The following is a 14,263-nucleotide window of genomic DNA, read 5'->3' as shown; positions in this document are numbered from 1 at the left end:
TTCTTACCTATTCGTCTGTGGTGTCGGTGCCGAACTCGGTGGTCGAGTTCGACTCGGTGTTCTCTCGTCGACGCTCGGCACGCAGGACCCGCGGATCGGAGTCCATGCTGTCGCTGATGTCGTCGATCATGTCCACGCCCGGAAGCAGCGGAGCAAGTTCGGGGAGGTCGGACAGTGACGCCAACCCCAACCGTTCGAGGAACATTTCCGTGGTGACGTACTGCGTCGCCGCAGAGTCCGGGTCGGGACCCGCCTCGGCGATGAGACCTCTCGCGAGGAGAGTGCGCATCACGCCGTCCACGTTCACTCCGCGCACAGCACTGACTCGTGCGCGGGTAACCGGTTGACGATAGGCGATCACAGCGAGGGTTTCCAGTGCCGCTCGGGTGAGCTTGGACCGCGCACCGTCGAGGAGGAGCCGTTCGACATAGGGCGCGTACTCGGTGCGGGTGTAGAAACGCCACCCGTCGCCGGCGAACCGCAGGTCGATGCCACTGCCGCGGGCGGTGAGGTCGGCGGCCATGGCGGTCAGCGCCTGCCGGATGCGCGTTTCGTCACAGTCCAGGGCCGAGGCGAGCTGCGGGACGGATGCCGGGGTGTCGACCACGAGCAGCACCGACTCGAGCGCCGCGCGCACCTCGGCGTCCGACAGGGCGTCGGGAGCGTCCTCGCTCGCTGTCATCCGTAGTCCTCCATCCTCGAGACGTCCATCCGGTCGATGTCGGCAGCGTCGTCGTCGCCGGTCCAGGTGACCGCGAGATCGCCCAACGCCTCGGGTTGGTCGAATGCGACGACCTTCTCGCGATACAGCTCGAGCAGCGCGAGGAACCGTGCGACCACCTCGACGGTGACCTCGCAGTCGCGGACCAGGTCGGCGAACGTCGCCCACTCACCCATTCCGCGGTCGCGCAGCATCGCCAGGATCGCCCGCGCGTGTTCCGGGACCGACACCGCCGACGCGTGGAGATGGCCGAGACCGACCGTCGGCACCTCGCGCGGGGTGAACGCCGCCGCGGCGATCTCGGCGAAGCGGCGCGGATCCACACCGAGCAACACCTCCGGCAGCAGCGACGCGAACGAGTCCTCGAGCGAGACCGATCGCGGATAGCGCCGCAGCGCGGCGTTCTCCAGTTCGCCGAACAACTGAGCCACCTGTTTGTAGGCCCGATACTGCAGCAGCCGGGCGAACAGCAGGTCCCGCACCTCGAGCAACGCCAGGTCCTCGGCGTCGTCCACCTCGCCCGACGGCAGGAGGCGGGCGGCCTTGAGGTCCAGCAGGGTCGCCGCGACCACCAGGAACTCGGTGGTCTGGTCGAGACCCATCTCCGCGCCCATCGCGCGGGTGTACGCGATGAAGTCGTCGGTGACGGTGTGCAGTGCGACCTCGGTGACGTCGAGTCGGTGCTGCCCGATCAGGGTCAGCAACAGGTCGAACGGGCCTTCGAAGTTGGTGAGCCGCACCTGGAATCCGGTGGGCGTCGGCGCGTCCCCGACCGTCGTGTCCGTCACGACCGTCCCGTCGGTCAAGACTGGGGTGCGGTGTCCCGGTGGATGACCTCGCGGGCCAACGACCGGTACGCGTCGGCACCCGCGGACTTCGGCGCCCACGTGGTGATCGGCTCGCCGGCGACGCTCGTCTCCGGGAAACGCACGGTGCGCGTGATGACGGTGTCGAAGACGACGTCGCCGAACACCTCGACCACGCGATTCATGACCTCTCGCGAGTGCAGCGTGCGGGCGTCGAACATCGTGACCACGATGCCCTCGAGCTTCAGCCGCGGATTGAGACGATCGCGCACCTTGTCGACGGTGTCGTTGAGCAACGCGAGTCCGCGCAGACTGAAGTACTCGCACTCCATCGGGATGAGCACGGAATCGGCGCACGCGAGGGCATTGACCGTCAACAGGCCGAGCGACGGCTGGCAGTCGATGAGGACGTAGTCGTAGCGATCGAGGATCGGGTGCAGCACGCGTCCCAAAGTCTGTTCGCGGCCGACCTCGGTGACCAGTTGGATCTCGGCCGCGGAGAGATCGATGTTGCTGGGGAGCAGGTCCATCCCGTCCACCCGCGTACGCATGAGGACGTCGTCGATCGCTACCCGCGGCTCCACCAGCAGGTTGTGCACCGTGAGGTCCAACTCATGATGTGGCACACCGAGACCCGCGGAGAGCGCGCCCTGCGGATCGAGGTCGACCAGCAGGACCCTACGTCCGTACTCGGCCAGCGACGCACCCAGATTGATGGTCGACGTGGTCTTGCCGACGCCGCCCTTCTGGTTGCACATCGCGATGACCGTCGCCGGTCCGTGCGAGGACAGCGGCTGCGGATCCGGGATGTCGCGATACGGGCGCCCCGTCGGACCGATGCCCGACGGGTGGGCCAGGGTCGGATGTTCCGGTTCGGGCTGACGAGTGCGGAACAGTGCTCCGTCGTCGTGCGCCGCTGACACCACCGGACCTCCATCCTCACCTCGTGCTGCAGTTCCCCTGAACGCTACCGCGTGTCGGGTGCAGCTTCGTGCGGACACGCTACCGTGCGCGCGGATGCGCTTCGGCCCACACTTCGCGCAACGTCGTGACGGTGACCAGTGTGTAGATCTGCGTGGTGGTCACCGAGGCGTGACCCAGAAGTTCCTGCACCACACGTACGTCCGCGCCGCCGTCGAGCAGGTGGGTCGCGAAGGAGTGCCGCAACGTGTGCGGGGAGACGCTGGCTCCGATCCCGGCGCGCTCCGCCGCGGTCTGCAGGACCTGCCACGCGCTCTGGCGTGACAACCGGCCGCCCCGCACGTTCAGCAGAAGCGCGGGCGTGCCCTGTGACACCAGTGCGGGTCGACCACGGACGAGGTACGCGTCGACGGCGTCGAGTGCGGGACGGCCGATGGGCACGATGCGCTCCTTGCCGCCCTTGCCGTGCAGGACCACGGACCGCGAGTCGGAGTCGATGTCGTCGACGTCGAGTCCCACGGCCTCGGAGATGCGCGCACCGGTGGAGTAGAGGAGCTCGAGCAGCGCCCGGTCGCGAAGACCGCGCGGGGTGTCCGCGGCCTCCCCGGCGACGGCATCGAGGAGCGCGAACACCTGCTCGACGGAGAGCGACTTCGGGAGCCGGCGGCCCGGCGCCGGCGGTTTGACCCCGGCAGCGACGTCGACGTCGACGATGCCCTCGGCCAGCGCGAAGCGGTGGACTCCGCGAACCGCGATGACCGTGCGCGCGGCGCTGCTCGCCGCGAGCGGCGGGAACAGCTCGTTGCCGGACCGGAGGGCCGTCACGAACTCCGCGACGTCCACCTCGGTGACGTCGCGGAGACTGTTCCGGTCGAGTTCACCCAGATGGCTGGCGTAGCGCGAGAGGTCGCGGCGGTACGAGGTGATGGTGTTGCGAGCTGACCCGCGCTCGACGGCGAGGTGATCGAGATAGGTCGCGATCACCTCGCCCGGCGAGTCAGCTGCCATGCGCGCCCTTGCGCTTCTCGAACGCGGTGGGTCGATCACGCCAGGGTGCATCGCTCGGCCGCAACGGAACCGAGCGTGACCGCACCGCCGCCAGCGCCAGGATTCCCGCCACCGCCGACGCGTTCACGATCTCGCCGCTGAACACGCGCGACACCGCCTCGTCCACCGGGACGCGGACGAGCTCGATGTCGGCTTCCTCGTCGTGAGCCTCCGGTCGATCGACCTCGGTCACCTCGTCGGCCAGGTAGATCCGCACGGTCTCGTCCGTGAACCCGGGTGACGCCGCCACGTCGACCAGCAACGACAAGGACGCCGCGGCGAGCCCCGTCTCCTCGGTCAGCTCACGCTTCGCGGCCTCGACGGGATCCTCCCCCGGCTCGTCCAACAGACCCGCGGGAAGCTCGAGCAGGCGACGCCCCAGAGGATGCCGGTACTGGCTGATCAGCACGATGCGCTCGTCGTCGTCCAGCGCGACCACGGCGACCGCACCGTGATGCTCGACGACCTCACGTTCGGCCCGACGACCGCCGGGCATCGTCACCTGGTCGAGCCGGAGCGCGAGAATCGCACCCTGGTACTCGACGGACGATTCGAGGATCTCGAACTCGTGACGATCGGCCATGGTCAGGCCTTCGTCGCGGCGGGTTCGGCCGGCTGCGCCGTGACGGACTCGTCACCGTGGACGTCGACGGGCAGCCGCTCCTCGGACTTGTACGAGAGCGCAGCGGAGATCAGCGACGCGAAGAGCGGGTGCGGCCGCGTCGGCCGGCTCTTGAGTTCGGGATGCGCCTGCGTGCCGACAAAGAACGGATGCGCGCTCCGCGGCAGTTCGACGAACTCGACCAGGTGGCCGTCCGGGGACGTGCCGCTGAACTGCAGTCCACTCTCCGCGATGCGGTCGCGGTAGCTGTTGTTGACCTCGTAGCGATGGCGGTGACGCTCGGAGACGGACTCGCTGCCGTAGGCCTGCGACACCACCGACCCCTTGGTGAGCGTGGCGGGGTAGGCCCCGAGGCGCATCGTGCCGCCCAGGTCCGCCTCGCCGGCGACCGCCTGCTCCTGGTCCGCCATCGTCGAGATGACCGGCTGTGTCGTCTCGGGCTCGAACTCGGCCGAGTTCGCATCGGTGAGACCGACGGACCGCGCCGCCTCGATGACCATGCACTGCAGACCCAGGCAGAGCCCGAGCGTCGGGATCTTGTGCGTCCGGGCGTGGGTGATCGCGCCGAGCTTGCCCTCGATACCGCGGATGCCGAAGCCGCCGGGAATCACCACGGCGTCGATGTCGGCGAGCGCCAGCTTGGCGCCGGCCGCGGTGTCGCAGTCGTCGGACTGCACCCACACGAGTTCGACCTTCGCGCGGTTGGCGAAACCGCCGGCCCGCAGCGCCTCGGTCACCGACAGGTAGGCGTCGGGCAGATCGACGTACTTGCCGACCAGGGCGACGCGCACCGTCTCGCGAGGCTGGTGCACTCGCTCGAGGAGGGTTCCCCACACGGTCCAGTCGACGTCCCGGAACGGCAGTCCGAGCTGCCGCACGACATACGCGTCGAGACCCTCGCCGTGCAGCACGCGCGGGATGTCGTAGATGGAGGGCGCGTCGGGGGTGGAGATGCACCCGTCGACGTCCACGTCGCACATGAGCGCGATCTTCGCCTTGAGGGCCTGCGGCACGTCGCGGTCGGATCGCAGGATCAGCGCGTCGGGCTGAATACCGATGCTGCGCAACGCCGCCACCGAGTGCTGCGTCGGCTTGGTCTTGAGCTCACCCGAGGGCGCGAGGAACGGAACGAGCGAGACGTGGAGGAAGAAGACGTTCTCCCGGCCCACGTCGTGGCGGACCTGACGCGCCGCTTCGAGGAAGGGCTGCGACTCGATGTCGCCGACGGTGCCACCGATCTCGGTGATGACGACGTCGGGCTCCTGGCCCTGCACATCCGGTCCGCGCATCGCGAGGATGCGGGCCTTGATCTCGTCGGTGATGTGCGGGATGACCTGGACGGTGTCGCCGAGGTACTCGCCGCGACGCTCCTTGGCGATCACCGTGGAGTACACCTGGCCGGTGGTCACGTTGGCGTATCCGGAGAGATCCCGATCGAGGAACCGCTCGTAGTGGCCGACGTCGAGGTCGGTTTCCGCGCCGTCCTCGGTGACGAAGACCTCGCCGTGCTGGAACGGGTTCATCGTTCCGGGATCGACGTTGAGGTAGGGATCGAGCTTCTGCATCGTGACGCGAAGGCCACGTGAGGTGAGAAGCTGACCGAGGCTCGAGGCCGTGAGCCCCTTGCCGAGCGACGACGCGACGCCGCCGCTGACGAAGATGTGCTTGATGTCGGCCCGCGTGTGAATGCGTGACTGCAAAGAGACTCCCGTGACGGTGCGACCCGATGGTGACAGCGAGCGAATCGCTCAACATCGAGTGGTTCGGAACCTGGCCGACCCACGGGACTTCACGGTAACACCTTCACGCGAGTTCGGTCGACACCACGCGGGCGACGACGGCTGGAGTACCTAGCTCGGGGTCGCCCCGACCGTCACGGCCGTCGCGGCAGGACCCGTTCCGTACCGACCCGTACCACCGGCGAGCTGCTCACCGAGTGCCAAGGCGACGGTGATGCGCCCCGACGTGCGATCGACGTCGTCGACGGTGCTGGTCCCGGCTGCGAGGGCGGAATCCGACCGCACCACCGCGATGGGACCGCTGCCCTCGGCCGAACCGGCACGGCCCGCGAGCACGGTTCCGGCTCCGCGTCCGTCCAGAGCGCCGGCGAAGCGAGCCACGATCGCGCCGCGGTTGCCGTCCTCACCCGAGTCGGCGGCCTGTCCGGAGACCACCACCGCGAGCTGTGCCGGTGCCACGGCACCGTCGTCGTACGTGATGAAGCCGCCGCCGCGCAGGGTGTCGAGGGCCAGGCCCAGTTCCTCCGGCGTGCTCTGCGGTTGGGAGGTCTGTGCGTTCAGCAACAGCACCGTACCGAGCAGATCGCCGGCGAGGCTGCCCTGATCCACCGATCCCGTACGCAGTTGCGCGCCTGCGGGAACCACGTTGGTGAGGCGCGTGCGGAGATCGTCGCCGCTGGCGGCGGACACGAACGCCTCGGTGAGCCCCACTCGTCCGGTCACCGACCCGCCCGCGTCGGCGATGGTGCGCTGCACACCCTCCACGTCGGCGGGGTCTGCGTCGGGCGTGGTGACCAGCACGACGGTGCGGTCGGCCAGCGCTCCCGCGACCACCCGGGTCGCGACGGCCGCGTCGAAACCGTCGGCGGCGTTGAGTTGCTCACCGAGTGCGTTGTTCGCCGACTGCAGGTCGTTCACCTCGGTCTGCAGATCGTCCCGGTCGTCGCGCAGTCCGGACAGCACTCGACCGGACAGCAGGCCGGAGCCGAGGACGACTCCGACCGCGAGCGCCAGGAACACCGCGATCAACGAGATGGTGTGCTGACGAAGCGAAATCACTGAAGCAGCCCCTGCACCCACAGGGCGAAGCTGTTCCAGGTCTCGATCGCCCAGTCCAGAGTCGCACCGCTGCCGTTGGTCACGACGAGCGCCGCGATGACGGCGATGAGGGCTGCGAGGACGAGCAGCGCCACCGCTCCACCGGAGACCCGGCTGCGGTACAACGTCGCCATGGCCTTGGCGTCCACCAGTTTCGGACCGACCTTGAGTCGGGTCATGAACGTCGACGGTGTGTCCGCGCGCTTGCTGGCGTCGAAGAACTCGTCGAGCGACGCGGCACATCCGACCGTGACGATGAGTGAGGCGCCGTGGTGGTCGGCGAGCAGGAGCGCGAGGTCCGCCGGGGTGCCCGTGGCCGGGAACGTCATGGCTCCGATGCCCAGGTCCTGGATGCGCTCGAGGCCTTTGGCGTGGCCGTCGGAATCGGCGGGGAGCACCACCTCGGCGCCGGACTTCAGCGTGCGGCTGCTCACGTCGTCCGGGTCGCCGACGATCAGGTCGGGGCGGTATCCCGCCTCCGACAGCGTGTCGGCGCCGGCGCCGACACCGATGAGGATCGGCGAGTACTCCTTGATGAACGGCTTGAGCGACTTGAGATCGGCCACGTGGTCGGTGCCCTCGGCGACGACCACGACGTGACGACCGTTCATGTCGACGTCCACCTCGGGCACTCCGACGCCGTCGATCAGCAGCGGCGACTCGGTGCGGATGAACTCGATCGTGTTGCCCGAGAACGCTTCCAGGTGATCGATCAGACCAGACTTGGCCTCGATCATGCGGTCGGAGATGTCGGCCTCGGACTGCTCGGTGCCGGTGGCGAGACGTCGCTCCCCGGCGTACACGTTGCCGTCGTGCAGGCGGATCTTCGAACCGTCCTTGACCTTCTTGAAGACGTCGGAGCCCACCTCGTCGATGAGCTCGATGCCGTTGGCGACGAGCACCTCCGGACCGAGATTGGGGTAGCGCCCCGAGATCGAGGCGGAGGCGTTGACCACGGCCGTCACGCCGGCCTGTACCAGCAGGTCGGCGGTGATCCGGTCGAGGTCGAGTTCGTCGAGAACGACGATGTCTCCGGGACCGACACGGCGCAGGAGCTTGGCCGTGGAGCGATCGACCCGAGCGATTCCCGTGACTCCGGGAAGTGAGTCATGACTACGCGAGAGCAGAGCCGGCATCTTCATGCACACGATGATGGACAACAACACGGCAGCATCGGCGGAGGCGCGCCGTAACAACTACCACATCATTCACATGAGTCACACCAGCACATCGCTCTCAGGCGGTCGCGGACTCCCGTTCCGCCGTCGCGGTGCGCAACAGTTCCTCGGCATGTGCCCGGCCGGTCTCGGTGTCGTCGAGCCCGGCGAGCATGCGCGCGAGTTCCACGACACGCTCGGAATCCGTCAAAGTGCGCACACCACTGTTGGGGCCGCCACGTTTTCCGTCGGTCTTGTTCACCACCAGGTGCGTGTCGGCGAACGCCGCGACCTGCGGGAGGTGCGTCACGACGATGACCTGGTGCGTCCTGGCCAGGCGTGCCAGCCGCTTGCCGATCTCCACGGCGGCGCGACCACCCACGCCGGCATCGACCTCGTCGAAGACCATGGTCGCTCCGGCATCCGATCGCGCGAGGACCACCTCGAGCGCCAACATCACGCGGGAGAGCTCACCGCCGGACGCGCTCTTGTTGAGCGGCAGCGACTGCGCACCGCTGTGCGCGGACAGACGGAACTCGATCTCGTCGGTGCCGGTCGACCCGGCGTGCAGCGCGGTTCCGTCGACGGACAGCGCCGACCGATCGTCCGCACCCGCAGCGCGGGGGCGCACCTCGACGTCCAGCTTGGCCTTGCCCATCGCCAGGCCGGCGAGTTCGGCGCTGACCGCCTTGGACAGTTTCGCCGCAGCTTTCACCCGCGCGGCCGACAGCTTGCGTGCGACCTCGGCGGTCGCTGCACCGGTGGTGGAGACGCGTTCGGTCAGCGCTGCCACGGCGTCGGCGGAGACGTCCAGTCCCGTCAGGCGGGTTCGTGCGTCCTCCGCCCACGCGAGCACTCCGTCCACGTCGGCGGCGTACTTGCGAGTCAGACTCTTGAGCTCCGCTTGACGCGAGAGCAGCGTGTCCAGTGACTCCGGATCGGCGGGCAGATCCTCGAGGTACGAGGTGAGCTCGGCTCCGACGTCGGTCACCACCGCGATAGCCTCGGCGAGTCGTGGGCCGACGGCCGAGAGAATCTCGTCGTCGGTCGAGGCGAGTCGATCGCGGGCCTCGCCCAACAGCGCCATGACGGACACGTCGCCGGGGTCGTCGCCACCGGTGAGCGCCGTGTGCGCGGCGGACGCCGCATCGCGGAGCGAGTCGAGATCGCTGAGCCGCCGGACGGTCGCCGCGATGTCGGTGTCCTCGTGCGGTGCCGGTGCGACCGCGTCGATCTCGTTCAGGGCGAACGTGAGCTGGTCCGCCTCGCGCGCGAGTTCGCGAGCCTTCTCCGTCCGCTCCCGCAGTTCGGTCACCGCAGCGACCCACTGCGAGCGGCGAGTGCGGTACGTCTCGAGCAGCGGCCCGATGGCGTCCGCAGCGAAGCGGTCCAGAGCGGCCAACTGCTGATCGCTGCGTTGCAGACGCAGTTGATCGTTCTGTCCGTGCACCGTGAGCAACGCTCCGGTGAACTCCGACAGGACGCCTGCGGGCACACTGCGGCCGCCGAGATGAGCACGTGATCGGCCGTCGCTGCCGACCGTCCGGAGGGCGATGATGCTGTCGTCCTCGTCGCGCCGACCGCCGGTGGACTCGAGCAACTGCTCCACGTCGCCGCGGACCTGGTCGGTGACGTGGTCGGTGGTGAAACGACCCTCGACCACCGCGCGGTCGGCGCCGACACGGACACGCCCGGCGTCGGCGCGCGCGCCGGAGAGCAGATGCAGGCTGGTGACGACCATCGTCTTGCCGGCACCGGTCTCACCGGTGAGCACCGTCAGGCCCTCCGAGAACGACGCCGTCGCCTCGGCGATGACTCCCAGGCCGTCGATACGAATTTCGGACAACACGTCGGTTACGTCACCCTCCCCCGCCAGCCGGTGACCGGCAAGGCGAACTTGTGTACGAGTCGATCGGCGAACGGCGCGGAGTCGAGCCGGATCCACTTGATCGGCTCACATCCTCGCACCACCTCGACGCGAGCACCGGCGGGCAGGCGCAGGGTGCGCCTGCCGTCGCAGAAGACCACCGCGTCGTGTCCACCGTCGAAGGTCTCGATGGCGATGTGTGACTCGGGACTGGTCACCAGCGGCCGCGCGAACAGCGCGTGGGCGTTACTGGGGATGACGAGGATCGCCTCGAGCTCCGGCCACACGACCGGACCACCGGCCGAGAACGCATAGGCGGTGGACCCGGTGGGGGTCGACAGCAGAACACCGTCGCACCCGAACGAGGACACCGGACGGTCGTCCACCTCGAGCACCACCTCGAGCACCCCGAGCCGCGACCCGTTCTCGATACTGGCCTCGTTCAGCGCCCACCCACGTTCGATGATCTCGCCGTCGACGTGCACGGTGATGTCCAGCGTCATCCGCGGTTCGATGCGGTACTCGCGGCGCACCACGATGGCCAGGGTCTCCTCGAGATCGTCGGCCTCCGCCTCGGCGAGGAATCCGATGCGTCCCAGGTTCACGCCGAGCACCGGGATGGACGCCACCCGCGCGAGTTCCGCAGCGCGCAGGAAGGTTCCGTCGCCGCCGAGGACCAGGACGAGCTCGCAGCCCACCGCCGCCGACGGACCGAACTCCACGACGGAGACGTCGGACTGCGGTGTGGAGAGCGCGTCGATCCCCGACGTCGACTCCAACCGCGACGTGTCGTGCTCGTCGACGAGCACGCGCAGGGCGATCCCGTGATCGTGGAACACCTTCGCCGCGCGCAGAGCCGTCTGCTCGATGTCCGGGCGACCCGGATGCGCGACGAGCAGGATGGTGCGCTCGGGCACGGTCGACTCGCTCACTGAGGCCCCTTCTCCACGGCGTCGGACACCAGTTGCTCGACGGACGTCGACTGGGCTGTGCTGGGATCGTCGTCCGGACCCGGAACGGTGAGCCACAGGAAGTACTCGACGTTGCCGGACGGACCGGGCAGTGGGCTCGGCTCCACACCGGACGTGACCAGGCCCAGGTCGGCCGCGGCGCGCGCGACTCCCAGCACCGCATCTGCGCGCAGGGCGGGATCACGGACCACTCCCCCTGCACCGACGCGATCCTTGCCGACCTCGAACTGGGGCTTGACCATCGGGAGGATGCTGGCACCCGGACGGGCACACGCGGCGAACGCCGGGAGTACGAGAGCCAACGAGATGAAGGACAGGTCGGCGACCACGAGGTCGACCGGCCCGCCGATGGCCTCGGCATCGATGCCGCGGACGTTCGTACGGTCGAGGACTCGCACCCGCTCGTCGGTCCGTAGCCGCCACACCAACTGTCCGTAGCCTACGTCGACCGCCACGACCTCGCGTGCACCCTTGGACAACAGCACGTCGGTGAACCCACCGGTGGACGCACCCGCGTCGAGACACCGCGCGCCCTCCACCGTGACACCGCGTGGCTCGAAGGCGGCGAGCGCGCCCAGTAGCTTGTGTGCACCTCGAGAGGCCCACGACACCTCGTCGGAGACCTCGGTGACCCGTAGCGCCGTGCCGGGCTCGACCGCGGTGGCGGGCTTCGTGGCCACGGTGCCGGCGATCAGCACTCGACCGTCCGAGATGAGCTCCGAGGCGTGATCCCGAGATCGGGCCAGACCGCGGCGGACGAGTTCCGCGTCCACCCGAGCGCGACGAGCCATGTCAGTTCTTGTCCACGGACGCGAGCGCGTCGACGAGTACCTCGTGCGCGCGGTCGAGGATGCGGGCCTGCCGCGTCAGCGTGACCAGGCCGTGCGGGTCGTCCGTACCCTCGCCGAACGGCGCCGACGCCGCCACGTCCGCCTCGGCGACCAGTGCGTCGACAGCCGAGACGACGGCGTCGGGATCGACGGACGTGCCCTCGACATCGGAGTGCGACGGCAAGTGCTGACCGGGGCGGGGAACGGGCGTGCTCATCGCGGACAACGCTAGCCGATACCCCCGACGACGTCGGTCGGCGGTGGTGACCGTCAGTGTCAGGCGGTCCACCGCGCGACGACATCCGCAGCCGCACCGGACGCGCCCTCGACGGTGTCGAAGCCGCCGAGCGCCCAGACCGCGGGGAGAACGTCGCGCAGTGCCTCGATCCAGAGGTCGCCGTCGGCGTCGACGTCGCCCGTGGTCTCGACTCGCAGCACGGAACCGGACAGCGACACCGACCAGGTGTCGGAAGGCTCGGAGGGAACGAGAGACGCGGCCGGCTCCTCGAGCAGAGCCGACAGGGACGACGCGAGGTACGTGGGGCGCTCGTGCGGGACGGCAGTGAGCACGTCGTGCACGGTGCTCACTCCGGTGAGCACGAGGAGTGACGGCACACCCACCTCGTTGGCTCCCGCGATGTCCGTGTCCAGACGGTCACCCACCACCAGCGGCGTGGTCGACCCGCTGCGCTCGAGCGCGTCCTTCATGAGAGGTGCCTCGGGCTTGCCCGCCACGATCGGGGTGGCCCCCGTCGCTGCGGCGACCGCCGCGACCATGGCACCGTTTCCCGGCCCGAGACCGCGAGGCGTCGGCAGGCTGGTGTCGGCATTCGTGGCCACCCAGCGTGCGCCGGCACGGACCGCGTAGGTCGCCTCGGCGATGTTCGCCCACCCCGTCTCGGGGGAATGTCCCTGGACGACCGCGGCCGGAGTGGGGTCCGCTGTACGAACCGGCACCAGGCCGGCGGCGGACACCTCTGCCTCGAGGGCCTCGGTTCCGACGACCAGCACGGACGCACCTGCGGGCAGGAGACCAGCGAGAAGCCGCCCCGCCGCCTGGGAACTCGTCACCACCGACTCGTCGGGCGCACGGAAACCGAGATCGCGTAGGTGCTCGGCCACCTGAGCGGGAGACCGACTGGCGTTGTTGGTGACGTAGCAGAGCTGAGAGGAGCACTCGCGGAGAATGTCGACGGCACCGTCGATCGGATCGGGACCCCGGTACAGAGTCCCGTCGAGATCGAGCAGCAGGGCGTCGTGAGCGTCGGTCAGACGGGTCACTGACCGGTCAGTTCGTCGACTCGGTCCTCGGCGTCCGTCTCACCCTCGACGTCGGCGGCGGCGGCACGGAGGAACCACTGCACCCCGTCGTCCGCTCGACCGGCGGCCACGAGAGCGTCGGCGTAGGCGTAGTACAGCCGCGCTGCAGCCGACCCCGTGCGATCTCCCTCGAGATCCGGAGTCTGCAGCGTCACCACCGCCTGGTCGTACTGCCCCATGTCCATGCGGGCACCCGCGACGACGATGCGCAGTTCGGACGCATCGTCACCCGTCAGCTGGCGAGCCTCGTCGCTGCGTCCGAGCTCGATGGCGCGCTCCGGCCGACCGAGGCCCCGCTCACAATCAGCCATGACGGACAGCAGGCCTGGCCCACCGGCCATACGGCGGGCGGCGCGGAGCTCGGACAGAGCCTCCGCCCACTCTCCTGCGTGATACGCGGCGATGCCGGCCGTCTCTCGGACCACGGCGATGCGGCCGGCACGCTGCCGCGCCGCTCGCGCGTGCAGCAGTGCTGCGGCGGGATCGTCTCCGATCAGCTGACTGACCATGACCATGTGTCGTGCAACAGCTTCCGCGTTGCTCTTGTCGAGGCTCAACAGGTCTCGACGGACCCCGGGTTCGAGATCTTTCGCGTCGACGTCGTCCGGCAGATCGGGCTCGACCGGACGAGGAGCGCGAGAATCAGGGCCTCGCCCACCGCCGGCGCGCGGACCTGCGCTCCCTTCACCGCCGCGACGACGGGGAGGTGCACCCTGTCCTCGAGTGCGGTCGGGTGCCTGGCCCCTGCCGGAACCCTGCCGACGGTCGCCGGACGTCGATCGATCCCCGGAGCGCCCACGGTCGCCGGTGTGGCGACGTTCGTCCTGGCTCCCGGAACGGTCACCGGAGCGAGGGGCCGATGATCGGAACGACCCGCGTTCCCCCGCGCTGTCGCGGCGAGGTGCCCGGTTGTCGCGCGCGGGCGGCCGGCGGTCCGAATCGGACGTACGACCTTCCGATGACGGCTCTTCCGGCACGGTGGTTCCTTTCGATCGATCGGCGACCGAGCTCTCCCGCTCGTCACCGGTGGTGTCATCATGCCGCACTCACGATCGGAGTGCAGAAACACGAAAGGGGACCCATGTGAATGGGTCCCCTTTCGGAACGGATTGTTCGGCGGTGTCCTACTCTCCCACACCCTGTCGGGTGCAGTACCATCGGCGC

General features: G+C 69.1%; 14 protein-coding genes. All 14 read right to left on the bottom strand.

Annotation, left to right across the window (positions count from 1 at the left end):
- Positions 1–7: 7 nt before the first annotated feature.
- The 14 genes from scpB to QRN16_RS04025 all read right to left on the bottom strand — a co-directional run bounded on the left by scpB (position 8) and on the right by QRN16_RS04025 (position 14,076).
- On the bottom strand, positions 8–682 hold the full coding sequence (gene scpB / locus QRN16_RS04090) for an SMC-Scp complex subunit ScpB (protein ID WP_051613243.1): 675 nt from the start codon (positions 680–682) through the stop codon (positions 8–10).
- A complete protein-coding gene (locus QRN16_RS04085) occupies positions 679–1,527 on the bottom strand; it encodes a segregation and condensation protein A (RefSeq protein WP_051613244.1) in 849 nt (282 codons plus the stop codon). Before QRN16_RS04085 ends, scpB begins: the two co-directional genes overlap by 4 nt.
- Positions 1,524–2,423, bottom strand: coding sequence for a ParA family protein (locus QRN16_RS04080; protein ID WP_285185989.1), 900 nt, complete (start codon positions 2,421–2,423; stop codon positions 1,524–1,526). Before QRN16_RS04080 ends, QRN16_RS04085 begins: the two co-directional genes overlap by 4 nt.
- Positions 2,424–2,529: 106 nt before the next feature.
- Entirely contained in the window at positions 2,530–3,456 is a 927-nt protein-coding gene (gene xerD, locus QRN16_RS04075) for a site-specific tyrosine recombinase XerD (RefSeq protein WP_222631321.1), read from the bottom strand.
- The gene (locus tag QRN16_RS04070) at positions 3,446–4,084 is read right to left on the bottom strand and encodes an NUDIX domain-containing protein (protein WP_056444399.1); all 639 of its coding nucleotides are present in this window, start codon (positions 4,082–4,084) and stop codon (positions 3,446–3,448) included. Before QRN16_RS04070 ends, xerD begins: the two co-directional genes overlap by 11 nt.
- Positions 4,081–5,817, bottom strand: coding sequence for a CTP synthase (gene pyrG / locus QRN16_RS04065; protein WP_285184694.1), 1,737 nt, complete (start codon positions 5,815–5,817; stop codon positions 4,081–4,083). Before pyrG ends, QRN16_RS04070 begins: the two co-directional genes overlap by 4 nt.
- Positions 5,818–5,967: 150 nt before the next feature.
- Positions 5,968–6,915, bottom strand: coding sequence for a copper transporter (locus QRN16_RS04060; RefSeq protein ID WP_285184693.1), 948 nt, complete (start codon positions 6,913–6,915; stop codon positions 5,968–5,970).
- Positions 6,912–8,096 carry a putative cytokinetic ring protein SteA gene (gene steA, locus QRN16_RS04055; protein WP_027505465.1) on the bottom strand — a complete coding sequence of 395 codons (1,185 nt, stop codon included), beginning with the start codon at positions 8,094–8,096 and terminating at the stop codon, positions 6,912–6,914. The genes QRN16_RS04060 and steA overlap by 4 nt, the downstream gene beginning before the upstream one ends.
- Before the next feature lie 94 nt (positions 8,097–8,190).
- Entirely contained in the window at positions 8,191–9,960 is a 1,770-nt protein-coding gene (gene recN / locus QRN16_RS04050) for a DNA repair protein RecN (RefSeq protein ID WP_285184692.1), read from the bottom strand.
- 5 nt (positions 9,961–9,965) lie between these two features.
- Positions 9,966–10,910, bottom strand: coding sequence for an NAD kinase (locus tag QRN16_RS04045; RefSeq protein ID WP_027505467.1), 945 nt, complete (start codon positions 10,908–10,910; stop codon positions 9,966–9,968).
- Positions 10,907–11,740, bottom strand: a complete 834-nt coding sequence (locus QRN16_RS04040) for a TlyA family RNA methyltransferase (protein ID WP_056444390.1) — start codon at positions 11,738–11,740, stop codon at positions 10,907–10,909. Before QRN16_RS04040 ends, QRN16_RS04045 begins: the two co-directional genes overlap by 4 nt.
- 1 nt (position 11,741) lies before the next feature.
- On the bottom strand, positions 11,742–11,996 hold the full coding sequence (locus tag QRN16_RS04035; protein ID WP_222631329.1) for a hypothetical protein: 255 nt from the start codon (positions 11,994–11,996) through the stop codon (positions 11,742–11,744).
- Positions 11,997–12,055: 59 nt separating this feature from the next.
- Positions 12,056–13,060 carry an HAD-IIA family hydrolase gene (locus QRN16_RS04030; RefSeq protein WP_027505470.1) on the bottom strand — a complete coding sequence of 335 codons (1,005 nt, stop codon included), beginning with the start codon at positions 13,058–13,060 and terminating at the stop codon, positions 12,056–12,058.
- On the bottom strand, positions 13,057–14,076 hold the full coding sequence (locus QRN16_RS04025; protein ID WP_373425223.1) for a hypothetical protein: 1,020 nt from the start codon (positions 14,074–14,076) through the stop codon (positions 13,057–13,059). Before QRN16_RS04025 ends, QRN16_RS04030 begins: the two co-directional genes overlap by 4 nt.
- Positions 14,077–14,263: the final 187 nt, after the last annotated feature.

Origin of the sequence: Rhodococcus sp. MEB041 (genome assembly GCF_030208955.1) — a bacterium.
Lineage (GTDB): Bacteria > Actinomycetota > Actinomycetes > Mycobacteriales > Mycobacteriaceae > Rhodococcoides.
This window is presented reverse-complemented; position numbering and strand designations above follow the sequence as displayed.